This is a genomic window from Frigoribacterium sp. CFBP 13712, assembly GCF_014842255.1.
Classification (GTDB): domain Bacteria; phylum Actinomycetota; class Actinomycetes; order Actinomycetales; family Microbacteriaceae; genus Frigoribacterium.
The window spans coordinates 1-26,668 of sequence record NZ_JACYVH010000010.1 but is presented as its reverse complement, the minus strand read 5'-3'; the positions used below and the strand labels follow the sequence as shown (position 1 = coordinate 26,668).

Sequence of the window (26,668 nt, the reverse complement as noted above, 5' to 3'; positions counted from 1 at the left end):
CGGTCTCGACCCCGCTCACGACGGCACCACGACCTCGTCGCCCTCGGCGAGCCCGTCGCCCGAGACCTCGGCCCGCCCCTGGGCGAAGAGACCGGTCGTCACGGGGACGCGCTCGGTCTCGCCGCCCGACCGCACGACCTCGACGACGTAACCGTCGTCTCCGGCGAGGAGGGCCGTCACGGGGACGCTCAGCACGCCCTCGCGGCGCTCGCCGTCCACCACCAGGTCGACCGCGGTCGACGTCGACGTCCCCTCGGGCGGATCGCCGTCGAGCCCGACGGTGACGACCACCTCGTCGTCGCCACCCGGCGCCGGGTCGTCACCCGCGCCTCCGGAGGGTTCGCCCACGGCCTGGACCGAGCCGGGCACCGTGGTGCCGTCGGGCAGGCGGACCTCCACGGGCCCGCCGCCGGGGAACCGGGCGAGGTCGGGAGGCGAGACGGAGGCCGTCACCACGAGTGCGGTCGGGGTGTAGCCGTAGACGGCCGAGCCCGCCTCGTCGCCGACCCGCCCGATCGGGTCGGCGACCCGGATGTCGCCGGGGACGAAGGCGATGTCGGACGCATCGAGGCCGCCGGTGCGCGTCCGCCCCCGGTCCGTCTGCCAGCGCGTGACGGCGTCGCGCGTCGAGGAGTCGAACCACTCGCCGTCCGAGACCTCGTAGCCGAGTGCGCGCAGGTTCTCTTTCAGCTGGGCGACGTCGGCCCCGCGCAGACCCTGCACGAGGGGGCGCCAGAGCGGCACGGCCCCGTGCATCGCCCGCACCGGGCTCTCGTCCACCGAGTAGAGGACGCCGTCGCGGCCGATCTCCTCGCCGAAGGCCGGGAGCCCGGTGACGACGCCCGTCCCGGCGGACGTCAGCGGCACCGGGGTGCCGTAGCCGAGGGCCGCGGGGATCCGCTTGCCGTCGACGAGGTCGCCGAGCACGACGGGGGCGGTGGGGCGCTGAGCGCCGACGGCCGAGGCAGACGGAGCGCTGCCGCCGGCCCCGCCCTCGATGAGCGAGCAGCCGGTCAGAGCCGCGACGCAGAGCGCGCCCGCGACGACGCCGACGAGGGCCCGGCGGTGCGCCGGGCGGTGGCCAGGGGGGCGGTCGGGCTGGCGGGCGGGGCTCATTCGCCCGACCCCTCGGCGGAGGGGCCGAACCGCTCGCTGCAGGCGAAGAAGGCGTCCTGCTCGGGGGTGCTGCTGGTGGTGCTCCAGCTCGTCTGCGGGAACGCGCCGTCGACCGGGTCGGGGAAGTCCTCGAAGCCCTCCTGGCGGACGCACTCGGCGACCTTCAGCTGGGACTCCTGCCACTCGGCCAGTTCGGCCGCGGAGGGCTCCTCGGCGGCCTCCCCGCCGACCGCGGACTCGGGCAGGCCCTCACGGCACTCGGCGAACGCGGCCGCGTACTCGTCGGCGTCCGCCCCGTTCGGGACGGCCACGACCATGCCCTCGTCGAGGTCGGGATCGTCGACGTCGTACCCGGCGTCGCGGAGGCACTGTCCGAGCTGGGCCGACGCGCTCGTGCCGCCGCCCGCCGACGTGGCGGCGGAGGTGGCGTCGTCGTCCGTGCTGCATCCGGCCAGCAGGGCCGGCAGCAGCACGGCGCAGACTGAGAGCGTGCCGAGGGCGGATGTGCGTCGACGCGCGGACCGGCGGTCACGGAACGACGCGGATGCGGGGGAGGTGGAGGTCATGGGGTGCCTTTCTCTGGCGTGATGATGGGCGGCTCCGTACCGGGTCGTCGTGCGGAGATCGGTGACCATCTCACCGAGGGCGGTGTCTCGGGGCCGTGGCCTCGACGGTTACGTCGGCGAAACGCGATGTCCGTAATATGATGTGAATAATTCTCGTCGCCTGGACGGCGGCGGCGGAGGACGACGGGAGGGGATCGATGCGAGTCCTGGTGGTGGACGACGAGGTGGCGCTGGCCGACCTGGTCGCCGCGGGGCTGTCGCGGCAGGCGATGGCCGTCGACGTGTCCTACCGCGGAGACGAGGCCGACGAGATGCTCGCGGTCAACGACTACGACGTGGTCGTGCTCGACCGCGACCTGCCGGGCCTCCACGGCGACGTGGTGGCACGACAGGTCGCCGAGCGGGGCGACGCGACGCGCATCCTCATGCTCACGGCGGCCGGCGACCTGCACGATCGCGTCGGCGGGCTCGAGCTCGGAGCGGACGACTACCTGGCGAAGCCGTTCGAGTACCCCGAGCTCGTGGCGCGGGTGCGAGCGCTCGGACGCCGCTCGGGGGCGGCGACGCCCCCGGTGCTCCGATCGGGCGACCTCGAGCTCGACACCAACCGCCACCTCGCGACCCGCAGGGGGCTCGACCTGGGGTTGTCCACGAAGGAGCTCATGGTGCTCGAGGTCCTGCTGCAGGCCGACGGGCGCATCGTCAGCGCGGAGGAGCTGCTCGAGAAGGTCTGGGACGCCAACATCGACCCCTTCACGAACGCCGTGCGCGTCACCGTCAGCAAGCTGCGCCGCAAGCTCGGCGAGCCCGATCCGATCCGCACCGTCCCCGGTCGCGGCTACCGGCTGTGAGACCGGCACCCCCGGCGGCCCCGACGACTCCGACGCCCCCGACGACTCCGGCGGCCGACGGTCTCGGGTCGTTGAACCGGAGGCGGCGGAGCATCGGCCTCCGCACGGCGACCACGTTCGGGGTCGTCTTCGCCGTCCTCGCCGCGCTCGTGCTGCTCGCCGTCGGCGTCGCGACGTCGCAGGGCGTCGCCCTCAGCCTCGAGGGCGTCCCGTCGTCACCGGGGTCTCCGTCGTCACCGGGGTCTCCGTCGTCCTCGGGGTCTGCGTCGTCGCCGGGCTCGCCGATCGCCGTCGAGCGTCCCGTCGGCAGCGCGGAGCCGGGCGACGACACCCTGACCGCGGCTCGCGTCGTCGGGACGATCGTGGCGCGGCAGCAGCTGATCTGGTCGACCGTCGGCGTCGCGGCGGCGTCCGTGATCGCGGCCGGGGCCGGGTGGTTCGTGAGCCGCCGCCTGCTCCGCCCGATCGACGACATCGTCGCCGCGACCCAGCGCATCACGGCGAGCACCCTGCACGAGCGCATCGGTCTGACCGGCCCGAGCGACGAGCTCTCGCGGGTCGCGTCGACCATCGACGGGCTGCTCGACCGGCTCGAGGCCTCGTTCGAGTCCCAGCGCCGCTTCGTCGCCTACGCGTCGCACGAACTGCGGACGCCGTTGGCCGTGCAGCGCGCCGCGCTGCAGATCGGCCTCGACGACCCCACGCCCGACGAGGTCGTCGCGATCCGCGATCAGCTGCTCGAGGTCAACCGTCGCAGCGAGCACCTCGTCGAGAGTCTGCTCGCCCTCGCGACGGCCGACCGCGGGCTGGCCGCCGGGGCTCTCGAGCCGGTCGCCGTCGGGGACGTCGTCGACGAGGTGGTGACGGGCGTCGCCGACGCGGCCCGCGCCTCCTCGGTGCACCTGGTCGTCGACCGCGGCTCGTTCCGCACCGTCGAGGGCGATGCGGTGCTCGTGGGGCAGCTGGTCCGCAACCTCGTGGCCAACGCCGTCGAGTACAACGAGCCCGGCGGGTGGGTGCGTGTGAGCGGCTCGGTCGACGCGGTCGACGCGGTCGACTCGGTCGTCGTCGTCGAGAACTCGGGGCCGGTCGTCGACCCGGAGGTCGCCGCCACGCTGACGCGGCCGTTCACGCGCGTCGCTCCGACGGCGGCACCGGTGGCGGCACCGGTGGCTGCAGGCTCCGGAGGCGCGGTGCCCGCCCGGCACAGCGGCCTCGGTCTCGCGATCGTCGCCTCGATCGCCCGCGCCCACGGGTGGGCGGTCGAGGTCGCGCCGCGCGAGGCCGGCGGCCTGCGGGTCGCGGTCGGCGCATCGAGGTGACCCGAACGGTGCCCTGAGGTGCCTGCCGGGCCCAGTTCGAGTCACCTCGATCGACACCCCAGGAATCCGCTCAGACCCCGGTGCGCGAACCAGGGTCTGAGCGAGTTCCCGGGGTCTGAGCGGGCGTCAGGAGGCGCGGGTCGCCTCGGCGAGGATCGCCGCCACCCGACCGGGCACCGTGTCGTCCTGCAGGCTCGTCGTGTCGCCGAGGGGGCGACCGTCGACGATGTCGCCGAGCAGCCGGCGCATGATCTTGCCCGAGCGGGTCTTCGGCAGGTCGGGCACGACGAGCACGGTGGCGGGCTTGGCGATGGGGCCGATCTGGTCGGCCACGTGCGCTCGCAGCACGCTCGACAGCGACCCCGCGAGCGGAGCCCAGACCTGCGGTTCGGAAGCGGACCCGGCGTCGGGCACCGCGCCTCCTGCGGGCCTCGCCGCCGGCACCACGAACGCGGCGATCGCCTGCCCGGTGCGCTCGTCGGCGACCCCGACGACCGCGGCCTCGGCCACCAGCGGGTGCGCCACCAGCGACGACTCGATCTCGATCGTCGACAGCCGGTGTCCCGACACGTTGATCACGTCGTCGACGCGGCCCAGCACCCAGATGTCGCCGTCGGCGTCGTACTTCGCGCCGTCGCCCGAGAAGAACCAGCCCTGACGCCAGTACTTCGCCCAGTACGAGTCGCGGTACCGCTCGGGGTCGCCCCAGACGGTGCGGGCCAGCGACGGCGGGGTCCGCTGTACGACGAGGTAGCCGCCGGCGCCGTTCGGCACGCGCGCTCCGGCGTCGTCGACGACGGCCGTCGAGACGCCCGGCAGCGCCCGCAGCGACGAGCCGGGCTTGAGAGTGTCGACCCCGGGCAGAGGCGCCATGACGCTCGCACCCGTCTCGGACTGCCACCAGGTGTCGACGATGGGGCACTCGCCGCGCCCGAACTGCTCGTGGAACCACACCCACGCCTCGGGGTTGATGGCCTCGCCGACCGTGCCGAGGAGGCGCAGCGACGAGATGTCGTACGTGTCGGGGAGTCCGTCGGGGAACCACGACGACAGCGTCCGCACGAGGGTCGGCGCCGTGTAGTACGTCGTCACGCCGTACCGCTCGATGATCTCGAGATGCCGGGCGGGGTGCGGGGTGTCGGGAGTGCCCTCGTAGATCACCTGCGTGAGGCCGTTCGAGAGCGGCCCGTAGATCTCGTAGGTGTGCGCCGTGACCCACGCGAGGTCGGCCGTGCACCAGTGGACGTCGTCGGGCTTCGCGTCGAAGACGGCCCAGTGCGTGTAGCTCGCGGCCGTGAGGTAGCCGCCGCTCGTGTGCACGAGCCCTTTCGGCCGACCCGTCGTGCCGCTCGTGTACATGATGAACAGCGGCGTCTCGGCGTCGAAGTGCTCGGGGGAGTCGGTGTCGGGCTGAGGGTCGACGACGTCGTGCCACCAGAGGTCGCGTCCGTCCGTCCAGGGCAGGTCGGGGGTCCGATCGCCCGTGCGGCGGACGACGAGCACGTGCTCGATCCCGTTGTCGCCGCTGACCGCGTGGTCGGCGTTCGCCTTGACCGGCACCGCGCCTCCTCGGCGGAACTGGCCGTCGGTGGTGACGAGCAGCTTCGCGCCGGTGTCTTCCACCCGGAACTTCAGGGCCTCGCCCGAGAACCCGCCGAAGACGAGCGAGTGAATCGCGCCTATCCGGGCGATGGCGAGGGTGACGACGATCGTCTCGGCGATCACCGGCAGGTAGACGACCACGCGGTCGCCCTTCGTCACACCGAGCGATCGCAGTCCGTTGGCCGCCTTGACGACCTCGCGCTGCAGCTGCGCGTAGGTGATGTCGCGGCGGTCGCCCGGCTCGCCCTCGACGTGCAGCGCGACCTTGTCGCCCCGACCGGCGGCGACGTGCCGGTCGACGCAGTTGACCGCGACGTTCAGACGACCGCCCGCGAACCAGGTGGCCTCGGGCACGGTCAGCTCGCCGTCGGGGCCCTCGGCGACCGGCGACCAGGTGTGCGCCGTGCGCCACGGGGTCTCCCAGTCGAGGCGGTGCGCCTGCTCCTCCCAGAAGGCGACCGGGTCCGCTGCCGCGCGGGCGTGCTCGGCGGCCGTGACGTTCGCGGTCGCGGCGAGCCCAGGAGGCGCGGGGAACGTCCGTCGCTCGTCGAGCAGATTCGAGATGGTGTCGGTCGTCGCCATCCGTCGATGCTACGAGTCGCCCCGGCGCGGCATCGGGCGGCGGGCAACCCGGCGTAACACGGCGGGTCGTGCGGAATCTCGCGTCGCGCCTTACTCTGAGCAGGACTCCGTTCCGGACGTCGGTCGGCGCCCGCGCCGGATCGCGACGACTCCTGGCGCGACGACAGGAGCAGACGTGACCAACCCGACCGGTCGTGGGCGCGTTCGCCTCGGCACCGCCCTCGCGCTCGCCGGCGCGCTCGTGCTCGCCCCGGTGGCGGCGTCCGCCGCGGAGCCGGCACCGGCGCCTGCTCCGGTCGTCGAGCCGGCGCCCGCCGTCGACACGGCCCCCGCCGCGGACGCATCGGCGCCGGCCGCGGAGGCGCCTGCTGCGGAGGCTGCCGCGGAGGCGCCTGCTGCGGAGGCGCTCGCCCCGGAGGCGCTCGCCCCCGGCGAGCTCATGAACTACGTCGTCAACGTCGCCCCCACCGAGGCCGCGACGACCGAGGTGCGGGCGGCCGTCGTGGCAGCCGGCGGCATCGTGCTGATGAGCTACCCCGAGATCGGGGTGGTGACCGCGCAGTCGACCGCCACCGGGTTCCTCGACGCGATCCGCGCCTCCTCGGCGGTGCAGTCGGCCGGGCCCACGCGCCAGGCGGCCGTCACCGAGGGCGCCGTCGCGGCCGACTGGGAGGGCGGCACGCTGTCCATCGACCGGCCCCGCGCCGAGGCCGCCGTCACCGCGGCGCCTCTCGACTCGCAGCAGTGGGACATGGACGCGATCGGAGCCCCCGAGGCCCGCTCGATCGAACCCGGCGACGCCGACGTGCTGGTCGGCGTGCTCGACAGCGGCATCGCCGTCGACCACCCCGACCTCGCGTCGCAGGTCGACCCCGCGGCATCGGTCGGCTGCTCGGTCAATGGCATCCCCGACGGCGACCAGGCGGCCTGGGTGCCCGTCGACGACAGCGAATCGCACGGCACGCACGTCGCCGGCACGATCGGCGCGGACGCCGACGGCGACGGCATCACCGGCGTCGCGCCGGGCGTCACGCTGGCGAGCGTCAAGGTGGTGAACCACGACGGCTTCATCTACCCCGAGTACGCGCTCTGCGGCTTCATGTGGGCCGCCGCCGAGGGCATGGACGTCACGAACAGCAGCTACTACGTCGACCCCTGGGCGTTCTGGTGCGAGGGGCAGCCCGAGCAGCAGCCGGCGCTCGACGCCGTCGAGAAGGCCGTCGCCTGGTCGCAGCAGCAGGGCGTGCTGAACATCGCCGCCGCCGGCAACGAGGACTACGACCTCGCGAACAAGACCACCGAGTCGACGAGCCCCGACGACGGCGTCTACGACGCCGCGGGCGCCTACGTGTCCGGGCCGCGGATCATCGAGGACCGCGACGTCTCGCAGGGCTGCGTCGACCTGCCCGCCGGCGTCGACGGCGTCGTCACCGTGGCCTCGGTCGCGCAGCAGCCCGACGGCAGCGTCGCGAAGTCGTCGTTCTCGAACTACGGCGAGGGCGAGATCGACATCGCCGCCCCGGGTTCGGGCATCGTCAGCACCGTCTTCGGGGGCGGCTTCGACGTGTACAGCGGCACGTCGATGGCGTCGCCGCACGTGGCCGGCGTGGCCGCGCTGCTGGCATCGGTCCACCCCGACGCGGGGCCCGCAGAACTGCGGGCGCTGCTGATCTCGCAGGCGACCGACCTCGGCGACACCGCGCTCTACGGCGCCGGCCTGGTCGACGCCTTCGCGGCGGTGACCGACGACCTCGACCTCGGCCCGACCGCTGCCGTCGCGGACGGCCGGGTGCAGGCCGGTGTGCCGTTCCGACTGCTCGGGGCCGGGTTCGCGCCCGGCGAGACGGTGACCCCGACGCTCGAGGTCGGCGGGGTCGGCCGCCCGGCCGCGGACCTCACCGCCTTCGACGCCGACGCCGACGGCCGCCTCGGATCGATCGGCCGACTCGACCCGGGCACCCCGGTGGGGCCGGGCACGATCGTGCTGACCGGGAGCTCGGGCAGCAGCGACCGGGTGGACGTCGAGATCGGCGCCCCTCTGGCCGGTCCGCGCATCGACTCGCCCTCCGCGGGCCAGGTCGTCGTCGGCTCCCGCGTCGTGGTGACGGGTCTCGCGGCACCGGGTGCCGCCGTCGCCGTCGCCCTGGTCCCGCCCGGCGGCGTCGCGGGGGCGGAGGCGTCCGCCGCTGCGGCCGCGGCCCTGGCCGCCGCGGCCGATCGTGCCGAGGCCGGCGGCGACCCCGCGCCTCCCGAGCCGTTCGACACCGGTTCCGCGGTGACCGCCACGGCCGTCACCGCCGACTCCACGGGAGCCTGGCGCGTCGAGTTCACCGGCGTCCCCGAGGGCGACCACGTCGCGCTGGGGCTGGTGCAGGTGCTCCTCAGCGGGAGCGTCTCCGGGCAGGGCGAGCCCGTGGCCTTCAGCGTGAGGGCGGCTGCGGCCGAGGTGCCGGGTGCGCCCGCCGTGCCTGGTGGGCCGGGTGCGCCCGACTCGCCGGTGCCCGTGTCGCCGGCCGACCCGGCCGACCCGGCGGGCACGGCCGACGCGGCCGACGCGGCCGACGCGGCCGACGCGGCCGACCCGGCGGGCACGGTGCCCGTAGCGGTCGCGGCCGGCGGGCCCGCGCAGCTCGCCTACACGGGGTCGGAGCCTGCGCAGGGTCTCTGGGCCGCAGCCGCTCTCGTGATCGCCGGTGTCGTGCTCGTCGTGGGCGGGGGCGTCCGTCGCCGCCGCTCGGGCTCGTCCTCGTCCTCGCCTGTGGATGACGGAGGTCGATCTCCCCTCCCCAGGGGCGGCCGCGCCTAGGGCCTGTGGACAACAGCGGCCTGATCATGGATTACACAGGCATGAGGCATAAAAGCATGTAGCATTCCCGGGAGTCGACGACCCCGGGAGGATCCATGTCGCAAGAAGGCAGCGCGCCCGCGGGTCGCGCCGTCCGCCGAGAACCCCGCGGCAGACGTCTCGACATCCAGGGCCTCCGGGCGGTGGCCGTGCTGGCCGTCGTCGTCGAGCACGTGTCGGGCTGGCCCCGGGGCGGCTTCGTCGGGGTCGACGTCTTCTTCGTGCTGTCCGGGTTCCTCATCACCGGTCTGCTGGTCCGAGAGCACAGCCGCACGGGGCGCATCTCGATGCGCGGCTTCTACCTCCGCCGGGTCAAGCGGTTGATGCCGTCGGCGCTCGCCGTGCTCGTCGTCACCCTCGCGGCGGTGGCGGGTCTGCTGTCGACGAACCGTCTGATCTCGTCGGCCGTCGACGCCGGCTGGTCGGCGGTCTTCCTGGCCAACTGGCACGAGGCGGCGCAGGGCACCGACTACTTCGCCGCCGACGGGCCGATCTCGCCCTTCCGGCACTTCTGGTCGCTGTCGGTCGAAGAGCAGTTCTACCTCGTCTGGCCCCTCGTCGTGCTGCTCGTCGCCGCGGTCTCGGCCCGGCGACTGCGCGGGGTGCTCGCGGCCGTCCTCGTGGTGGTGTGCGCCGCCTCCTTCGTCTGGGCGGTCGTCCAGACGGCGGACGCCCCGGTGCTCGCCTACTACTCGACGCTCACCCGCGCATGGGAGCTGGGCGTGGGGGCGCTGCTGGCCGTGACGATCGGGGTCTGGCGAGCCGCGCCTCCTGCGGTGGGCACTCTCCTGTCGTGGCTGGGGCTGCTGGTCATCGTCGCCTCGATGGCGATGATCGACGAGGCCTGGGGGTTCCCCGGCCCGTGGGCCGTCGTGCCCGTGGCGGCGACCCTGGCCGTCCTCGCCGGCGGTTCGGTGCCGGGCGCGCGATCGCCGGTCGTGCTGACGAACCGGGTCGCCGGCTACATCGGCGACATCAGCTACTCGCTCTACCTCTGGCACTTCCCGGCACTCGTCGTCATCCGGTCGATCGCGCCCGAGTCGACGGCGGCCGTGTACATCGCGGCGTCCTCGCTCGCCGTCGTCTGCCACCACCTCGTCGAGAAGCCGGCCATGACCGCGTCGTGGAGCCTCCGCGACCGGCCGCGTCGGGGCGACCGCCCCCGCACGCCCGGTCGGGGCCGCGAGCAGCGAGTGGCCGCGGTCGGGGCGCTCGCCGTCGTCGCCGCCGCGGTCGTGGCCCTCGCGGCCGACAACGTCCGCCCGCTGCCCGCGCCGCCGGTGATCGCGGCGGGTGCGACCGGTGCCTCGGGGTCGCCGGGTTCCTCCGGCACGGATGCCGCGGGGGGAGCGGGCGACGGCGACGGACCTGAAGGAGGCGCGGGTGGCGTCGACGAGGCCGGTGGCACCCCGGCCGTGGGCCCGGCCGGCACGGCCCTCCGCGAGCAGGTGGCCGCGGCCCTCGCCACGACCACCTGGCCAGAGCTCGACCCGCCCGTCGACGGGGTCGTGCCCGGGGGTGCGAATCTGCCCTGCGGCGACATCACGAGACTCGCCCCCGTCGAGCGCTGCACGTTCGGGCCCGCCGACGCGAGCACGACGGTGATGCTGGTCGGCGACTCGACGGCGGCGCACCAGCTCGACTCGTTCGTCGCGCTCGCCGAGGCGCCCGACAGCGACCTGCGGGTCGTCGGGCGGGTCGGGTTCGCCTGCTCGTTCGTCGACCTCGCGTGGGACACCGACGACACCGCGGACTGCGCCGACTACCGGGCCGCGACGCTCGAGGCCGTCGAGGCGACGAAGCCCGACGTGGTCGTGGTGCAGAACACCTACGAGCCCATGCCCCTGGCCGACGCGGGGCGTGACGCCACGGTGGCCGAGCTCGCCGACGGGCTGGCCCGGTACCTCGACCGGATCGAGCCGCACGTCGGACAGGTGGTGCACCTGTCGCCCCCGCCGCCCGGTGCGAGCGTCCGCGAGTGCTACCGGCCCGGCGGGTCGCCCGTCGACTGCATCACCCGGGTCGGCGGGCCCTGGCTCGAGCGGGCCGTCGCGATCGGCGAGGTCGTCGCAGCCCGCGAACAGCCGTGGATCGACGCCCGCGACTTCACCTGCCTCGAGAACGTCTGCCCGGCCTTCGTGGGCGACTCCGTCGTCAAGATCGACTACGTGCACTACTCCGGCCCGTTCGCCGTCGACATGGCTCCGGCGCTCGGCGAGAGTCTCGCGGCCGCCGGGGTGACCGGCTTCGGCGAGGCGCCGTGACCGATTCCCAGCGAACACGGACGTTCGGGGGTCGTCGCCGATGGCCATCGCGATCGGCCTGTGGAGAACCCGACCCGCGCCTCCGGTGGACCGCTCGGTCGGGCTTGGCCCGCCCGGGCCTCGTGACTACGGTGGGCCGCTGTCCCGCTCAGGGGCTCGAGACATCCCGCCGTCGTGCGGGCGTCACGACGGCACCGCACGTCACCCCGCTGCCCGGGCTGCGGTCGCCGCCATCCGACCTATCTGGTGAGAGGCGGGCAGCGGTTCGAGCGCGTCAGCGCCGTGCCGGGGTGACCTCGACGGAGCACACGTACACATGTCACGAATCACACGCGCCACCACCTCCGCCCACGACGCCGGGTCCGCCCGCACCAAGACCGGCCGGGGCAAGACCCGCGGTCTGCTCGGCACGGCCGCGGTCGTCGCCCTAGCCGGCGCCGGCATCGGGCTCGCCGCAGCACCTGCGAGCGCGGCCGACGTCGCCACCTGGGACGCCCTCGCGCAGTGCGAGAGCGGCGGCAACTGGTCGATCGACACCGGCAACGGCTACTCGGGCGGGCTCCAGTTCAGCCCCAGCACCTGGGCCGCCAACGGCGGCACCGGGTCGGCCGCGAACGCCAGCAAGAGCGAGCAGATCGCCGTCGCCGAGCGCGTCCTCGCGTCGCAGGGCTGGGGCGCCTGGCCCTCGTGCTCGTCGCAGCTCGGACTGAGCGGCACCAGCGGTGCGGCACCCGCGCCCGCCGCAGCGCCGGCACCGGCACCCGCGCCCGCCGCAGCGCCGGCACCCCAGGCCGCCGCGCCGAGCACCGGGTCGACCACGACGGCCCCGGCCGAGGCGGCAGCGCCCGCGGCACCCGCCGCGCCGGTCGTGCCCGAGATCGCCGCCGTCCCGACCAGCGGCGAGACCTACACGGTCGAGGCCGGCGACAGCCTCGACCTCATCGCCACCGACCTCGACATCGAGGGCGGCTGGATCACCCTGGCCGGTGCGAACCTCGACACCGTCACCGACCCGAACGTCATCACGGTCGGTCAGGTGCTGCAGCTGCCCGCCGAGAAGTAGGCGCCGCGCCGAGCAGGCGACCGACGCCCTCGAGGGCGTGACGAGGAGGCACGGGTCGACCCGCGCCTCCTCGTCGCATGCCTAGGATGGTGCGGACCGCCAGCTGAAGAAGGACTCCGTGACGAAGGCCCCCACCGTCTACGACGTGGCCGCGCACGCCGCCGTCTCGATCGCGACGGTGTCGCGGGTGCTCCGCAGACCCGACGACGTCCGCCCCGAGACCCGCACCCGGGTGCTCGACTCCGTGCGCGCGCTCGGGTACGTGCCGAGTGGCGCGGCCCGCGGGCTGGCGGGGCGGCGGCACGGCGTGCTCGGGCTGTTCCTCCCCGGGCACGACGCCATCGACGAGCCCGAACCCGACTGGGCGGTGCTGACCGACTCGAGTCGCATCCCCCTCCTCGACGACAGGGAGGCGCGGGTCGCCGGGCCGGTGGCGACCGGCGGTCACTGGTCGAACCCGGCCAACCTCTACTTCGACGAGGTTCTGCGCGGTGCCGAGGTCGAGTCGTGGCGGCGCGGGTTCGCCCTGATGGTCGCGGCCGGTCGCGGGTCGAGTCGCGAGGTGATCGTCAACGACATCGCCGGGCGGGTCGACGGGCTCGCCGTGCTGGCGCAGACCGTGCCGGCCGATCTGCTCGCGCACGTGTCGCGGCGGATCCCCGTGGTCGTCCTCGCCGACTCGCGGCCGGGCGACGAGCTCGATCACGTCAGCGTCGACAACGTCGCGGGCATGCGCGCCCTCACCTCGTTCGTGCTCGACGGGCGCGGGGTCGCCGACGTCGTCTACGTGACCGGCCCCTCCGACTCGCCCGACGAGGCCGACCGGCATCGCGGGTTCGACGAGGCCGTCGCCGGACGCCGGGCCGCCGGCGGGGCCGATCTCCGGGTGCGCGTCGAGCGCGGCGACTTCAGCCGCGACGGCGGACGCCGGGTCGCGGAGGCGCTGCTCGCCCCCGGATCGGGCTCTGCCGGTGATGGTGCAGGTGCCGGTGCCGGTGCCCGTGACGGTGCCGGGCCCGCGGTCGGCGGGCGCGCGCTGCCCGACGCCGTCGTGTGCGCCAACGACCAGACGGCGCTCGGGGTGCTCGACGTCTTCGATCGGGCCGGTGTCGACGTGCCCGGTCGGGTGCGGGTGACGGGCTTCGACGGCATCGAGGCCGGTCGCTTCTCGACTCCGCGTCTCACGACGGTCCGGCAGCCGATGGGCGAGCTGGGGCGCGTCGCCGTCCGCTCGATCGTCCGGCGCCTGACCGACCCCGGGATGCCGCCGCAGCGCGTCACCCTGCCCGTGGAGGTCCTGCTCCGCGAGAGCTGCCCGCCCCTCCTGGGTTCGGCTCGCACCTCCTGAGGCCGGCCCGCGCCTCCGCAGCCCCCACCTCCTCGGCCCGGCCCTCGACCTCCCGGCCCCTGCCTCGTGAACCCGGCCCGCGCCTCCTCGGCCCGGCCCCCGCGCCTCCTCGGACCGGCTACCGCCCGCGCTGCCCGGTGTCGATGCCCGTCACGCTGCCGTCGTCGGGGCCGAAGACGAAGTAGTGCACCCGATCCGCCTCGACGCCGTGCCCGATCAGGGCGGCGCGGGCGATCGCCATGAAGGGCACGGGCCCGCAGAGGAACACCCGGTGCTGCGGCGTGAGGGCGACCGTGCCGAGGTCGATGGGGTCGAGGTAGGAGCCCGGGCCGTCGATCGACTCGCCGGCGAACGCGACCGGCCCGCCGCCGGTCGACCCGGCCCCGGCACCCCCGCCGCCGGCCCCGGCCCCCAGCGCACTCAGGCTCCCCTGCGTGTAGCTGACGCGCAGCGACGCGTTCGGCATGCCGGCCACGAGCGCCTCGAGCTCGGCGCGGTGGGCGTGCCGTTCGGGTGTCCGCTCGAAGTGCAGCACCGTGACGCGGCGCGCCGGCTCGGTGCGCGAGAGGTGGTCGAGCATGCCGAGCACGGGCGTGCACCCGATGCCGGCCGAGACGAAGAGCAGGGGCGCGTCGTCCAGCTCGTCGATGGTGAGCGAGCCGATCGGCGGCGACACCCGCACGATGCTGCCCACCGCGATCGCGTCGCGCAGATGCTGCGACACCTCGCCGTCGGGCACGAACCCGCCGCCGTCGATGACGCGCGCGCTGATCCGCCACTGCTCGTCGTGTCCGCCGCGCAGGCTGTACTGCCTGATCTGGTGGGCGCCGTCGGGCAGCTCGACCTGGACCGACGCGAACTGGCCCGCGCGGTACCGCGGCAGCGCCTCGCTGTCCGCCGAGACCAGGGTCAGCGCCACGACGTCCTCCGCCTCGATGCGGTGCTCGGTGACGAGGGCCTCGCGCCACTCCTCGTCGGGTTCGAGGTCGGCCTTGGCGTAGAGATCGGTCACGGCCGCCGCGACCTCGTCGGTGACCTGGTGGTAGAGCGCCGTCCACGCCTCGTCGGCGTCGGCGTCGTAGTCCGAAGCCAGGGAGGTGCGCATCGCCTCCCGCAGAGACGTCTCGAACACGGCGTAGTCGCCCGGGCGGATGCCGAGCGCGGCATGGCGCTGAGCGAGTCGCGAGGTGATCTCCGCCGCCGTCGACCCGGCGAGCGTGGGGGCGCCGGCCTGCCGTGCCGTCGGGTGCAGGGTCTCGGCGGCGCGGGCGCTGCTGCTCGTCCCGCTGCCCGGAGCGGCGTCGATGATCGCCTCGGCGAGGGCCACGATCGTGCGGGCGAGCTCGCGGGCCTGGCGGCCCTGGGCGTGCTCGCCGCGGTTGAAGCGGTCGCGCAGCAGATCGGGTCGGGCCGCGAACAGCCGATCGTAGAAGTCGGCCGCGATCGCGTCGGCGGAGGCTTCGACCGAGGGCAGGGTGCGGGCGAGGGCGGCGAGCTGCGATGCGGTGACCATGGGCATCCTCCCTCGGCGGCGGCGGGATCGAGTTCCCGGCCTGCTCTCGATGATGGCGGGTCGAGGTGAGGGCCGGCTGCGCACTCTCTCGATCTCGANTGTTCGGCGGGTTCCCGTCACCGGCGGCGGGTCAGCGCTGACCCGCCGCCGATGACACGAACCCGCCGCACCCCGCGAACCCGCTTGCCGTTGCGCCATGTATGCGCTTACACTCATCAGACTCACCTCGACGACGAATGAGAGAACCGTGGCGATGAAGCACACGTCAAGACCCCGCGCGCTGGTGCGAGCAGCGGCGGCCGCCACGGCGGCCGCGCTCCTGCTGGCCGGTTGCAGCATCCAGATCCGCAGCCAACCCGATCCGACGATCGGCGACGACACGATGCTGATCAACGCCGACAAGGGCAACCCGCAGTTCGAGCGGAACTTCAACCCGTTCCTCACGAACAAGCGCACCGCCTCCACGTGGATCTACGAGCCCCTGCTCGAGATCAACCCGCTCGACAACGAGATCACGCCGTGGCTCGCGAGCGAGACGACGCTGCCCGACGCGCGCACCGTCGACATGACGATCCGCAGCGGCGTCGAGTGGTCCGACGGCACCGAGATGACCCCGGCCGACGTGGTGTACACGTTCGACCTCATCAAGGAGAATCCGTCGCTCGACCTCAAGGGCGCCTGGCAGCACATCGAGACCATCGAGACCCGGGGCGACCACGTGGTCTTCCACCTGCAGACCGACGACGTGCCGGCGATGGAGATCATCGGCCAGACGACGATCGTGCCCGAGCACCTGTGGAAGGACGTCGACGACCCCACCACGTTCCGCAACCCCGACCCCGTCGGCACCGGCCCGTTCACGCTCGGCAACTACTCGCCGCAGCAGTACTCGATGGACAAGAACGAGTCGTACTGGCAGGCGGACAAGATCGAGATCGGCCACCTCATCCTGCCGGCGACGAACAACCAGCTCGACACCGTCACGCGCGGTTACGACTGGTCGTACTCGTTCATCAGCGACGTCGAGGGCACCTGGGGTGCGGCCAGTCCCGACAACCACTTCTGGTTCCCGCCGGGCGGTGTGATCGGCCTCGTGCCGAACCTCACCAAGGCGCCTTTCGACGACGTGAACGTGCGTCGCGGCATCGCGCTGGCGCTCGACCGCGGTCCGATCGCCGAGTCGGCCACCGAGGGCTACCTCGAGCCGGCCGGGCAGACCGGGCTCATCCTGCCCAACCAGGAGGACGACCTCGACCCCTCGATCCCGAACGACGGCATCATCGAGCAGGACGTCGACGGCGCCCTCGCGGCCTTCGCCGAGTCGGGCTACACGCAGCAGGGCGACCGGCTCGTCGGCCCCGACGGTCAGCAGCTGAAGATCACGATCCTCACGGCCAACGGCTACACCGACTGGCTCCGGGCGGTTCAGGAGGTGCGGAGCCAGTTGGGCGCGATCGGCATCGACGTGCAGATCCAGGCTCCCCAGCCGGCCGGCTACCAGTCGGCCATCGCGAACGGCGAGTTCGACATGGCGATGGGCGGCATGGGCAACGGCAACGTGTACCAGGCGTTCAACAACCTGCTGAACAGCGACTTCGCGACGCCGATCGGCGAGACCACGGCCGCCAACTACGAGCGCTTCAGCGACCCCGCGGTCGACGAGCTGCTCGACGAGTGGAAGGCCTCGACCGACCCCGCCGACCAGCAGCGGCTCTCGTACCAGCTGCAGAACGTCGTCTACGACCAGCTGCCCGTGATCGGTCTCTACTACGGCGGGCTCTGGGGTCTGTTCAACGACGCCAAGTTCACCGGCTGGCCCACCGCGGAGGACCCGTACATGGCCCCGCAGAACTACGACCAGGCACCGCTGCTGATCTTCACGAAGCTGAAGCGCGTGCAGAACGACGGGGGAGACCAGTGAAGTACGCCGCCCAGAAACTCGGTCTCTTCGTGCTCACCCTGTGGGCCGCGGTCACCCTGAACTTCATCCTGCCGAGGCTGATGCCGGGCAGCCCGACCGACGCCGCCATCGCGAAGCTGTCGCAGAACGGGCCCGTCACCGACGCGACCCGGGCCGCGATCGAGGCCCAGCTCGGCGTGCCGAGCGGCAACGTGCTCGAGCAGTACGTCAGCTACCTCGGCCAGGTCGTGCGCCTCGACTTCGGCACGAGCTACACGTTCTTCCCCGAGACGGTCGGCCACCTGGTCGGCCAGGCGCTGCCGTACACGCTGATCCTCGTCGGGGTCTGCACGATCATCGCCTTCGTGCTCGGCACCCTGATCGGCGTGGCCGCCGCGTGGAAGCGCGGCACCTGGCTCGATTCGCTGCCGACCCTGTCGGGCAGCTTCATGAGCACGTTCCCGTACTTCTGGACGGCGCTCCTGCTGCTGTTCTTCCTGGGCTACGTGCTGCACTGGTTCCCGACCACCGGCGCCTACGGGGCCACGACGACGCCCGGGTTCACCCCCGCGTTCGTCGGCGACGCCCTGCTGCACGCCGTCCTGCCCGCCATCACGATCCTCCTGACCAGTCTCGGCGGCTGGATCCTCGGCATGCGGAACGCGATGATCTCGACGCTCGGCGACGACTACGTCACCTTCGCCGAGGCGAACGGCCTCAAGGGCCGCACGGTCGCCGTGCGCTACGCCGCCCGCAACGCGATCCTGCCGAACCTCACCGGCTTCGGTCTCGCGCTCGGCGGCGTGGTCGGCGGCTCGATCCTGGTCGAGCAGGTGTTCGGCTACCCCGGCATCGGCTACCTGCTCTTCAACGCCGTCATCGGCCAGGACTACCCGCTGATGCAGGCCCTCTTCCTGATGATCACGGTCAGCGTGCTCGTCGCCAACTTCCTCGTCGACATCTTGTACGGCGTGCTCGACCCAAGGACCCGCCGATGACCTCCACCGTGTCCGTCCACCTGCCCGAGGGCGCGCCGCCGAGCGGCCCCGCCGAGCAGAAGGCGCCCAGTCGCTGGCTCACCATCGGCCGCATGGCCGCGACCATCTGGTCGAACCCCAAGGCGAAGATCGGCGTGATCATCCTCGGCGTCTTCGTGCTGACGGCGATCTTCGCCCCTCTGCTGGCCCCCTACGGCGGCAGCGAGAACGGCTTCGAGCGCAGCGCCGACGCGAGCTGGGCCCACTGGATGGGCACCACCGCCGCCGGTGAGGACGTCTTGAGCCAGCTGATCTACGGCGCCCGCATCAGCGTGCTCGTCGGTGTCGTCGCCGGCGTGCTGTCGACCGTCATCGCCGTCGCGATCGGTCTCAGCTGGGGCTACATGAAGGGCTTCGGCGGCGACGTCGTCGGCTTCATCGTCAACCTGTTCCTGGTCATCCCGGGTCTGCCGCTGATGATCGTCATCGCGGCCTACCTGCAGAACGGCGGCATCCTGGTCATCATGGCGGTCATCGTCGTGACCGGCTGGGCGTGGGGCGCGCGGGTGCTCCGCAGCCAGACGCAGTCGCTGCGCTCGCGGGACTTCGTCACGGCGGCCCGCTTCTCGGGCGAGAGCTCGGGGCGCATCGTGTTCCGCGAGATCCTGCCGAACATGACGTCGCTGATCACGGGCTCGTTCTTCGGTGCCGCGACCAGCGCGATCCTCGCCGAGGCGGGCCTCGAGTTCCTCGGGCTCGGCGACTCGTCGATCGTCAGCTGGGGCACGATCCTCTACTGGGCGCAGAACTCGAACGCCCTGCTCACCGGTCAGTGGATCCTGCTGTTCGCACCGGGTCTCTGCATCGCCCTGCTCGCGATGAGCCTCACCCTCATCAACTTCGGCGTCGACGCCGTCGGCAACCCCCGCCTCCGCGAAGGCGGAGCCAAGAAGGCCAAGGAGGCGCAAGCATGACCGCGACGGACCCCACCAACCAGCGCACCGCCTCCACCGCCGCCTCCGCGGACGTCCTCCTCGACGTGCGCGATCTGAGCGTCGTGTACGAGAGCGCCGGGGCCGAGCCGGTCCAGGCCGTCGACCACGTGTCGTTCCAGCTGAAGCGCGGCGAGTTCGTCGGGCTGGTGGGCGAGTCGGGGTCGGGCAAGTCGACGCTCGGCTACGCGCTCACCCGGCTGCAGAAGCCGCCGGCCCGCACCAACGGCGGCAGCATCCTGTTCGACGGCGCCGACGTGCAGTCGCTCGGCACCGAGGCCCTCCGTCAGCAGCGGCAAGGCGGCTTCGCGATGGTGCTGCAGTCGGGCATGAACGCGCTGAACCCGGTGCGCACCATCCGCAACCACTTCGTCGACGTCTTCAAGGCCCACGGTCACGTGCCGCGCGACCAGTGGCACAGCCGAGCCGTCGAGCTCGTCTCGAAGGTCGAGCTCGACCCGAGTGTTCTCGCGAGGTTCCCCGGCGAGCTGTCGGGCGGCATGCGGCAGCGCGTGTCGATCGCCCTGGCGCTCTCGCTCGAGCCGCAGCTGATGGTGTTCGACGAGCCGACCACGGCCCTCGACGTGCTCGTGCAGCACGCCGTGATGGACACGATCATCGCGTTGCAGCGCAGCGAGGGCTTCACGGCCGTGCTGATCAGCCACGATCTCGGCATCGTGCTCGAGTCGGCGCAGCGGGTGCTCGTGATGCACGAGGGCCGCATCGTCGAAGACGGGGCGAGCCTCGACGTGCTCGAGGACCCGCAGGACGACTACACCCGCATGCTGCTCTCGCACTACGCCGACCCGCGCGCCGAGGTCGTCTCGCTGCCGGGCTTCGAAGACCGCTCGGTCCGTCACGCGCGGGGCGAGCGCCGGGTCGACACGACCACCTCGGTGCCGACCGTGTCGACCCGCGGGCAGCGGATCGCGCAGCAGCCCATCGTGGTGAGCGGGGTGTCGAAGACCTACGCGCCTCCTCGGCGGGGCGACGAGCCCGTGCGCGCGGTGCGCGACGTCTCGTTCAGCCTCGAGCCGGGTCGATCGCTGGCCCTCGTCGGTCAGAGCGGTTCGGGCAAGAGCACGATCGCCAAGCTGGTGACGGGCGTCGAGCGCCCGACCAGCGGCAGCGTCACGTTCGGCGACACCGACGTGACGAAGCTGCGGGGCCGCGCGCTGCGGAGCTTCCGCAGCGACGTGCAGATGGTCTTCCAGGACCCGTACGCGGCGCTGAACCCGCTGCACACGGTCGAGTACACGCTCACCCGCCCGGTCGTGAACTTCACGGGCCTCACCGGTCAGGAGGCGCGGCGCCGGGTGCTCGAACTGCTCGAGACGGTCGGTCTGACGCCGGTCGAGCAGTTCGCGGCGAAGCTGCCGCACCAGCTGTCGGGCGGTCAGCGGCAGCGCGTCGTCATCGCCCGGGCTCTGGCCAGCGACCCGCAGGTGATCATCGCCGACGAGCCGGTCTCGATGCTCGACGTGTCGCTGCGGGCCGGCGTGCTCGCCCTGCTCGAGGATCTCCGCGAGCAGTGGGGCGTCTCGCTGCTCTACATCACCCACGACCTGCTCAGCGCGCGGCTGATCACCGACGACATCATGGTGCTCAACCAGGGCGCCGTGGTCGAGCGGGGCGGCACGGCCGAGGTGCTGCAGCGGCCGACGGATCCGTACACGATCAAGCTGCTCGACGCGGTGCCGAACCCGCGGCGCTCCCTCGCACGAGGCGAGCTCCGATGAGCCTGCGCGACTTCGCGCCGCACCCCGTGTTCGGCGATCTGCCGGTCGCCGAGGGGGTCGACACGGTGGCGATCGACCTGCCCGTCGGCCGTCTGAGCGCCTACCGCGTGGTGCCCGACGGGCCCGCCGTCGGCACCGTGCTCGTCGTCCCCGGCTACACCGGGTCGAAAGAGGACTTCCGCGTCACGATGCCGCTGCTGCGCGACGCCGGTTTCGAGGTGATCGTGGTCTCGCGACGCGGTCAGGCCGACTCGGTCGCGCCTCCTTCGCTCGACGATCACACCCTGGACGAGGAGGCGCGCGACATCGTGCGCATCGCCCCGCTGCTCGCAGACGGTCGCCCCGTGCACCTGCTCGGCCACAGCCTCGGCGGGGTCGTCGGCCGCGCGGCCGTGCTGCAGGCGCCCGAGCTGTTCTCGTCGTACACGATGCTCTGCTCGGGCCCGCACGGCTGGCCCGATCGCAAGCACCTCGAGCGGCACCTCGTCGCCGAGAAGGGCGGCGCCGCGCTGTTCGACTCGACGAACCCGATCACGCTCGGCCTCGACGACGCCGAGCTCGCCGCCCTCGACCCCGAGCTGGCGTTCGTCCGGATGCGCATGCGGCGGACCAGCCCGCACAGCCTGATCGGCGGTGCGCGGATCCTCGAGCTGCCGGAGGACACCACCGCGGCTCTCGCCGCCACCGGCGTGCCCGTGCTCGTCGCGCACGGCGAATGGGACGCCGCGTGGCCGATCCCGTGGCAGCGCGACATGGCCTCCCGGCTCGGCGCCCGCTACGAGATCGTCGCCGGCGCGTGGCATTCGCCGCAGATCGAGCAACCCGAGGCGACCGTGGCGCTGCTCGCCGACTTCTGGGGCTCCGTGCCGGCGCCGACCCGCGCCTCTTGACCCGCTCCTCCTCCACGATCACCGAAAGGAGCACTCCGTGCTCACCTTCCCCGAGAACTTCCTCTGGGGCGCCGCGACGGCGGCCCACCAGATCGAGGGCAACAACGTCAACTCCAACTGGTGGGTGCACGAGCACACGCCCGGCACGACCATCGTCGAGCCGAGCGGCGACGCGGCCGACAGCTACAACCGGTTCCGCGACGACATCCGCCTGCTCGCCGAGCTGGGGCTGAACAGCTACCGGTTCAGCATCGAGTGGGCCCGCATCGAACCCGAGCGCGGCGTCGTCAGCAAGGCGCAGATCGCGCACTACCGCCGCATGGTCGAGACCTGCCACGAGTTCGGCATCGAGCCGATCGTCACGCTGATGCACTTCACGGTGCCGCGCTGGTTCGAGCGCGACGGCTTCTGGCGCGCACCCGACGCCGCCGACCTCTTCGCCCGCTACACCGAGCTCGCCCTGCCGGTGGTGAGCGAGGGCGTCCGCTACGTCTGCACGATCAACGAGCCGAACATCGCCGCGATGCTCGCCGGCGGAGAGGACGCCTCGAACCTGGTCGCGTACGGTCTGCCGAACCCCGACCTCGAGGTCGCCGACGCGCTGCTCGCCTCGCACAAGCGCAGCCGCGAGGTGCTGTCGCAGATCGCCGGCGTCAAGTCGGGCTGGACGGTCGCGACCCAGGCGTTCAAGGCCGTCGACGAGCCGGGCGCCGCCGAGAAGACCCGTGAGTACGGCTACATCCGCGACGACTGGTACAGCGAGATGGCGGCCGGCGACGACTTCGTCGGCGTGCAGGCCTACACGCAGACCTTCGTCGGCCCCGAGGGGCCGCGCCCGGTCGCCGACGGGCTCGAGACCACGCTGACCGGCTGGGAGTTCTGGCCGCCGGCCGCCGCCGAGGGCATCCGCAGCGCGTGGGAGCTCAGCGGCCACGTGCCCGTCATGGTCACCGAGAACGGCATCGCGACCGCCGACGACAGCCGCCGCATCGCCTACACGCAGGGCGCCCTCGAGCACATCCACGACACCATCGACGAGGGCATCGAGGTGCTCGGCTACCAGCACTGGAGCGCCCTCGACAACTACGAGTGGGCCAGCGGATTCCGCCCCACCTTCGGGTTGATCGGCTGGGACCGCGACACCTTCGAGCGCACCCCCAAGCCCAGCGCGCGCTGGTACGGCGGCGTGGCGCAGGCCAACGGCCTCGAGCGCAGCTCGGCCGTGTGAGACCACGGCGTCGTCGCGTGCCGCGGCGGCGCCGTGCCCCATCCCAGGGCGCAGGAGGCGCGGGTCACCCGACCCGCGCCTCCTGCGTCTCCTGCGTCTCCGCATCGACGGGTCACGACGTGCCGCCCGCCTCGGGGCTCGGCGGTGCGTCGTGACCCCTCGACGCCGGGATCAGAAGCCGGGATCAGAAGTGGGTGATGCTGTGCAGCGGTCGATCGGCGGCGATCATCGCCCGCACGGTCTGCACCGCGCCCTTGCGGCGTTCGCGCACGAGCCCCGCCGCGGCGAGGGTCACGGGGTCGACGCCGCCGAGCCAGAGTGAGCCGAGGGTCGCCACGTCGAGCTCGATGTCGGCCCGGCGCACCGCGGCCCGCTTGACGGTCGCGCTGCCGCCCTCGCTCGTGACGCGGAACGTGCCGGCGGCGTGCCCGAGCGAGTCGCCCACGGCGATCGTCACGACCCCGTCGGCCGCCCAGGGGCGCGCCTGCAGGGCCGCCACGGTGTCGAGCACCCGGAACCAGACGTGGTCCTCGTCGTGGGTGACCCGCACGGCCCGCCCGTCGACGAGGGCGTGCCCGAGCGGATCGCTCTGCTGCGCACCGGCGTACTGCACGGTCGCGACGAGGTCGACGGAGAGCAGCAGCTGCCAGAGGCCGAGGTAGGCGTCGTCGGTGGCCGAGACGAGATCGAGCACGACGAGGGTGCGCGCCCCGTCGGCGCCCTCGAGGCGGTACGCGACGTAGCCGTCGACCACCCCGGACGAGTCGCGGTGCACCGCGCCGCGCACCGCGGGGTCGGGGGTGCCGTCGGGGCGCTCGCGCCCGAGCAGGCGGTTCCACGCGCCCTCATGTCGGTCGATCGAGCCCGGGGTGCGGGCGTGGTACCGGGCGAAGACCGCCGGCGCGAGCTCGACGAGGGCGTCGCGCGAGACGAGCTCGGTGCTGCCCTCGGGGTCGCCGAGCAGGCCGGAGGCGCGGCGCTGGTCGACCTCGATCGTGCGTTCGCGCACCCCCACCCCGAACCCGAACCGACGGTAGATGGAGCCCTCGCTCGCGGTCAGCGCGGCGACCGCGAGACCGGCGCCCTTGGCGCGCGCGAGGTCGTCGGTCATCAGACGGCGGAGGAGCCCGCGGCGACGATGGGTCGGCTGCACGGTGACACCCGAGATCAGATGCGCGTCGAGCAGGCGGCCGCCGCCGACGTTGAGTGACTTGACGAACGACTCGAATGTCGCGACGGGCTGGCCCTCGGCGTCGAGGGAACCGTCGCGGGGCTCGCGCGGGTAGACGCCCGTCTCGGTGCGGCCGTCGGCCGCGAGTCGGCGGGCCGTGCGGCCGACGGCGTTCTCGTCGGGGGCCGCCTCGTGGAATCCGAGCGCCTCGGCACGGACCCAGCGGGCCGTCTCGGCATCGGCCCGCGGCTCGTCGTCGGTGGACTCGGGGGCCAGGGCGGCCGGGAAGGTGCGGATGTCGTAGTCGTCGTCGAAGGCAGTCACGGCGTCAGCCTAGGGCTGGCCCCCGACGTTGTCGTCGTCCCTGCGGTGGAGGCTCGTTCCGAGATATTGCCAGCACCGCCCCCGTGAAATATGATGTGAGGAATTATCTAGGATGAAGGAGGGCGGATGCTCGACGACGACGGCACCCGACACGACCACGGGGCACAGACGGACGGGTGGCCCGATGCTGCGCGCAGCGATGCGCGGGCCGCGGCTCGCATCAAGGCGGAGGAGGGCCGACGGCGAGCCCGTCGTCGGGAGCGCGCGACAGTCGCGCTGGTGAAGGGCGGCTCGGCCGTGGTCGCGCTCGCGCTGGTGACCACGGTGGCCGCGGTGCTCGTGGCGTCGGCCTCGTCGCCGACGGGATCGGGCCCCGCCAACACCGCCGCGGACGGCGTCCGCATCGGAACCGGTCTCGTCGCCGAGCGATCGCCCGCCCGGGCCGTCGACGCCGAACCCGACGCCTCGCCGACCCCCGGGGCCTCCGACGTGGCGGACATCGCGGTCTACGTCGACTACCACTGCCCGGGGTGCGCGCAGTTCGAGCTCGACAACGCCGACTACCTCACGGGTCTCGTCGAGTCGGGCGCGGCGACCGTGCAGATCCACCCGCTGTCCGTCACGGACCGGTCGTCGCTGGGCTCGCGGTACGCCACGCGGGCCGCCGCCTCGGCCGCCTGCGTCGCCGACCTCGAGCCCGACGGGTTCTGGGCGGTCAACCAGGCCCTCTTCACCGCTCAGCCCGACCCGGGCAGCCGGGGGCACTCGATCGAGGGTCTGGCTCGGATCGTCGACGAGGCCCATCCCTTCGACGATCCCTCGGCCGTCGCCGAGTGCGTCGCCGACCAGCGCTTCGCGGGCTGGGTGACCGCGGCCACGAGCCGCGCGCTCGCCGGCCCCCTGCCCTACGACTCGGTCGAGGCGATCACGTCGACGCCCACCGCGATCGTCAACGGGGAGCTGTTCGACCCCGAGGTCCAGTCGTTCCCCGAGTTCGTGGCGTCGACGCTGGGCGAGGCCTACGCGGCCGAGACCGCCGGAGGTGTGCGGTGAGCGCGTCGGGCGGAGCGCCCCGCTCGGGCCGCGACGTGGGCAGCGACAGCGTCGACGGTCTCGCCGAGCTGGGTCTCGAGCCCGCACCCTCGCGGGGCGCACGCCGACAGGCCGAGCGGCGGCGGAGGCGGCGACTGGCCGTGGTCGTCGTCACGCTCGCCGTTCTCGTCGGCGTGCCCGTCCTGGCCGCGGTGGTCGGCGCCGGCTACCTGGTCCGTCTGGGGGCGTCGTTCGACGACCGCTCGACGACGATCGCCGGCGCCCTCCCCGAGTACGAGGGGCGCCCGGCCGCCGACGACGACGGGGCGGTCGACGTCCTCCTGCTCGGGTCCGACACCCGGGTCGAGGGCGAGAGCGGGCGTTCCGACACGATCATGCTCGTCCGGCTGCCGGCCGACCGCTCGTCCGTCGAGGTGCTCTCGATCATGCGCGACTCATGGGTCGAGGTGCCCGGTCACGGCGAGGCGAAGATCAACGCCGCCTACAGCTGGGGAGGCGTGCCGCTCACCGTCCAGACCGTCGAGCAGCTGCTGGAGGTGCGGGTCGACCACGTCGCCGAGATCGACTTCGAGGGCTTCCGCGCCATGACCGACGCCCTGGGCGGGGTCGTCGTCGACTCCGAGCAGCCCTTCACCGCGGGTCCGCACGAGTTCCGTCAGGGGCTGAACCGCCTCGACGGCGACGCGGCCCTCGCCTTCGTGCGCGAGCGCTACTCGTTCGCCGACGCCGATCACCAGCGGGTCCGCAACCAGCAGGCGTTCCTGACGGGTCTGGCCCAGGGGGTCGTCAGCCGAGGCACGCTGACCGACCCCGCTCGGGTGTCGGAGTTCGTCGGCGTCACGGCGGACCACCTGGCGGTCGATGCGTCGTTGACCCCGGCGCGCCTCCTCGAGCTCGGCTGGAGCTCGCGCGGGCTGACGCCGTCGAGCCTGCACGCCGTCACCCTGCCGGTCGCCGGTGGGGGCACGTCGGCGGACGGGCAGTCGTACCTCGCGATCGACCCGGCGGGTCTCGAGACCGTGCGGGATGCCCTGCGATCCGACGAGGCGCTGCCCGACGCCGCGCCCTGACCGGGTGCGGGCGCCGTCATCCGGCGTCCGCACCCCGCGCACGACGAAGCCCCGGGGCGAGCAGCTTGCTCGCCCCGGGGCTTCATCGTGTCGCCGAGGCGACTCCCGCCCTTCGGCGGGTCAGACCGGTGTGTTACTGGGCGGGGGTGATGGTGGGCCCGGTGTGGGTGGCGGTCAGCGGGGTGCCGTTCTTCGACTGGATCACCTTGGCGGTGTAGGGCGCGTTGCCGAGCCAGCGCGAGACGCTCCAGT

At 73.1% G+C, this 26,668-nt stretch carries 19 protein-coding genes; 14 read left to right on the top strand and 5 right to left on the bottom strand.

Annotated features, from left to right (window positions below; genetic code table 11):
* Positions 1 to 15: 15 nt before the first annotated feature.
* Both IFT51_RS13510 and IFT51_RS13505 read right to left on the bottom strand, forming a co-directional pair.
* Positions 16 to 1,116, bottom strand: coding sequence for a peptidoglycan-binding protein (locus IFT51_RS13510; protein WP_192061618.1), 1,101 nt, complete (start codon positions 1,114 to 1,116; stop codon positions 16 to 18).
* Positions 1,113 to 1,682: a hypothetical protein gene (locus tag IFT51_RS13505; RefSeq protein ID WP_192061617.1), complete on the bottom strand. Its 570-nt coding sequence runs from the start codon at positions 1,680 to 1,682 to the stop codon at positions 1,113 to 1,115. The genes IFT51_RS13510 and IFT51_RS13505 overlap by 4 nt, the downstream gene beginning before the upstream one ends.
* A gap of 197 nt (positions 1,683 to 1,879) precedes the next feature.
* On the opposite strand from IFT51_RS13505, the gene IFT51_RS13500 reads away from it, so the two are divergent.
* Both IFT51_RS13500 and IFT51_RS13495 read left to right on the top strand, forming a co-directional pair.
* Positions 1,880 to 2,533, top strand: coding sequence for a response regulator transcription factor (locus IFT51_RS13500; RefSeq protein ID WP_192061616.1), 654 nt, complete (start codon positions 1,880 to 1,882; stop codon positions 2,531 to 2,533).
* Positions 2,530 to 3,855, top strand: coding sequence for a HAMP domain-containing sensor histidine kinase (locus IFT51_RS13495; protein WP_192061615.1), 1,326 nt, complete (start codon positions 2,530 to 2,532; stop codon positions 3,853 to 3,855). The genes IFT51_RS13500 and IFT51_RS13495 overlap by 4 nt, the downstream gene beginning before the upstream one ends.
* Before the next feature lie 126 nt (positions 3,856 to 3,981).
* On the opposite strand, the gene acs is transcribed toward IFT51_RS13495, so the two are convergent.
* Complete coding sequence (acs, locus tag IFT51_RS13490) at positions 3,982 to 6,039, bottom strand: acetate--CoA ligase (protein ID WP_192061614.1); 2,058 nt, start codon at positions 6,037 to 6,039, stop codon at positions 3,982 to 3,984.
* Positions 6,040 to 6,214: 175 nt separating this feature from the next.
* Here acs and IFT51_RS13485 point away from each other — a divergent pair, with 175 nt between their 5' ends.
* The 4 genes from IFT51_RS13485 to IFT51_RS13470 all read left to right on the top strand — a co-directional run bounded on the left by IFT51_RS13485 (position 6,215) and on the right by IFT51_RS13470 (position 13,559).
* A complete protein-coding gene (locus IFT51_RS13485) occupies positions 6,215 to 8,845 on the top strand; it encodes a S8 family serine peptidase (RefSeq protein WP_192061613.1) in 2,631 nt (876 codons plus the stop codon).
* A 95-nt stretch (positions 8,846 to 8,940) separates the two neighbouring features.
* Positions 8,941 to 11,148: an acyltransferase family protein gene (locus tag IFT51_RS13480; RefSeq protein ID WP_192061612.1), complete on the top strand. Its 2,208-nt coding sequence runs from the start codon at positions 8,941 to 8,943 to the stop codon at positions 11,146 to 11,148.
* A 316-nt stretch (positions 11,149 to 11,464) separates the two neighbouring features.
* On the top strand, positions 11,465 to 12,211 hold the full coding sequence (locus tag IFT51_RS13475) for a transglycosylase family protein (RefSeq protein WP_192061611.1): 747 nt from the start codon (positions 11,465 to 11,467) through the stop codon (positions 12,209 to 12,211).
* Positions 12,212 to 12,329: 118 nt separating this feature from the next.
* Positions 12,330 to 13,559, top strand: coding sequence for a substrate-binding domain-containing protein (locus tag IFT51_RS13470; protein ID WP_192061610.1), 1,230 nt, complete (start codon positions 12,330 to 12,332; stop codon positions 13,557 to 13,559).
* Positions 13,560 to 13,677: 118 nt separating this feature from the next.
* Here IFT51_RS13470 and IFT51_RS13465 read toward each other — a convergent pair whose 3' ends face one another.
* A complete protein-coding gene (locus tag IFT51_RS13465) occupies positions 13,678 to 15,072 on the bottom strand; it encodes a globin domain-containing protein (RefSeq protein ID WP_192061609.1) in 1,395 nt (464 codons plus the stop codon).
* A gap of 253 nt (positions 15,073 to 15,325) precedes the next feature.
* Here IFT51_RS13465 and IFT51_RS13460 point away from each other — a divergent pair, with 253 nt between their 5' ends.
* From IFT51_RS13460 to IFT51_RS13435, 6 genes are read left to right on the top strand one after another with little or no spacing between them, the layout of a single operon-like run.
* Complete coding sequence (locus IFT51_RS13460) at positions 15,326 to 16,993, top strand: ABC transporter substrate-binding protein (protein ID WP_192061608.1); 1,668 nt, start codon at positions 15,326 to 15,328, stop codon at positions 16,991 to 16,993.
* Positions 16,990 to 17,970: an ABC transporter permease gene (locus IFT51_RS13455; protein ID WP_192061607.1), complete on the top strand. Its 981-nt coding sequence runs from the start codon at positions 16,990 to 16,992 to the stop codon at positions 17,968 to 17,970. The genes IFT51_RS13460 and IFT51_RS13455 overlap by 4 nt, the downstream gene beginning before the upstream one ends.
* Positions 17,967 to 18,923 (top strand): ABC transporter permease, encoded by a 957-nt coding sequence (locus tag IFT51_RS13450; RefSeq protein ID WP_192061606.1) that lies wholly within the window; start codon positions 17,967 to 17,969, stop codon positions 18,921 to 18,923. The genes IFT51_RS13455 and IFT51_RS13450 overlap by 4 nt, the downstream gene beginning before the upstream one ends.
* Positions 18,920 to 20,680, top strand: coding sequence for an ABC transporter ATP-binding protein (locus tag IFT51_RS13445; protein WP_192061605.1), 1,761 nt, complete (start codon positions 18,920 to 18,922; stop codon positions 20,678 to 20,680). The genes IFT51_RS13450 and IFT51_RS13445 overlap by 4 nt, the downstream gene beginning before the upstream one ends.
* Positions 20,677 to 21,570 (top strand): alpha/beta fold hydrolase, encoded by an 894-nt coding sequence (locus IFT51_RS13440; RefSeq protein ID WP_192061604.1) that lies wholly within the window; start codon positions 20,677 to 20,679, stop codon positions 21,568 to 21,570. The genes IFT51_RS13445 and IFT51_RS13440 overlap by 4 nt, the downstream gene beginning before the upstream one ends.
* A 37-nt stretch (positions 21,571 to 21,607) precedes the next feature.
* The gene (locus IFT51_RS13435) at positions 21,608 to 22,798 is read left to right on the top strand and encodes a family 1 glycosylhydrolase (protein ID WP_192061603.1); all 1,191 of its coding nucleotides are present in this window, start codon (positions 21,608 to 21,610) and stop codon (positions 22,796 to 22,798) included.
* 184 nt (positions 22,799 to 22,982) lie between these two features.
* On the opposite strand, the gene IFT51_RS13430 is transcribed toward IFT51_RS13435, so the two are convergent.
* On the bottom strand, positions 22,983 to 24,293 hold the full coding sequence (locus IFT51_RS13430; RefSeq protein WP_192061602.1) for a GNAT family N-acetyltransferase: 1,311 nt from the start codon (positions 24,291 to 24,293) through the stop codon (positions 22,983 to 22,985).
* 126 nt (positions 24,294 to 24,419) lie between these two features.
* Between IFT51_RS13430 and IFT51_RS13425 the strand changes: the two genes are divergently transcribed.
* Together IFT51_RS13425 and IFT51_RS15235 are read left to right on the top strand one after the other, a co-directional pair.
* Positions 24,420 to 25,346: a thioredoxin domain-containing protein gene (locus IFT51_RS13425; protein ID WP_192061601.1), complete on the top strand. Its 927-nt coding sequence runs from the start codon at positions 24,420 to 24,422 to the stop codon at positions 25,344 to 25,346.
* A complete protein-coding gene (locus tag IFT51_RS15235) occupies positions 25,343 to 26,416 on the top strand; it encodes an LCP family protein (RefSeq protein ID WP_192061600.1) in 1,074 nt (357 codons plus the stop codon). Before IFT51_RS13425 ends, IFT51_RS15235 begins: the two co-directional genes overlap by 4 nt.
* Positions 26,417 to 26,668 lie beyond the last annotated feature (252 nt).

What these genes read in the sequence shown, in the direction of transcription:
- IFT51_RS13510 (WP_192061618.1), bottom strand. Translation starts at nt 1,116, where the DNA reads ATGAGCCCCGCCCGCCAGCCCGACCGCCCCCCTGGCCACCGCCCGGCG.
- IFT51_RS13505 (WP_192061617.1), bottom strand. Translation starts at nt 1,682, where the DNA reads ATGACCTCCACCTCCCCCGCATCCGCGTCGTTCCGTGACCGCCGGTCC.
- IFT51_RS13500 (WP_192061616.1), top strand. Translation starts at nt 1,880, where the DNA reads ATGCGAGTCCTGGTGGTGGACGACGAGGTGGCGCTGGCCGACCTGGTC.
- acs (WP_192061614.1), bottom strand. Translation starts at nt 6,039, where the DNA reads ATGGCGACGACCGACACCATCTCGAATCTGCTCGACGAGCGACGGACG.
- IFT51_RS13480 (WP_192061612.1), top strand. Translation starts at nt 8,941, where the DNA reads ATGTCGCAAGAAGGCAGCGCGCCCGCGGGTCGCGCCGTCCGCCGAGAA.
- IFT51_RS13475 (WP_192061611.1), top strand. Translation starts at nt 11,465, where the DNA reads ATGTCACGAATCACACGCGCCACCACCTCCGCCCACGACGCCGGGTCC.
- IFT51_RS13465 (WP_192061609.1), bottom strand. Translation starts at nt 15,072, where the DNA reads ATGGTCACCGCATCGCAGCTCGCCGCCCTCGCCCGCACCCTGCCCTCG.
- IFT51_RS13460 (WP_192061608.1), top strand. Translation starts at nt 15,326, where the DNA reads ATGAAGCACACGTCAAGACCCCGCGCGCTGGTGCGAGCAGCGGCGGCC.
- IFT51_RS13450 (WP_192061606.1), top strand. Translation starts at nt 17,967, where the DNA reads ATGACCTCCACCGTGTCCGTCCACCTGCCCGAGGGCGCGCCGCCGAGC.
- IFT51_RS13445 (WP_192061605.1), top strand. Translation starts at nt 18,920, where the DNA reads ATGACCGCGACGGACCCCACCAACCAGCGCACCGCCTCCACCGCCGCC.
- IFT51_RS13440 (WP_192061604.1), top strand. Translation starts at nt 20,677, where the DNA reads ATGAGCCTGCGCGACTTCGCGCCGCACCCCGTGTTCGGCGATCTGCCG.
- IFT51_RS13425 (WP_192061601.1), top strand. Translation starts at nt 24,420, where the DNA reads ATGCTCGACGACGACGGCACCCGACACGACCACGGGGCACAGACGGAC.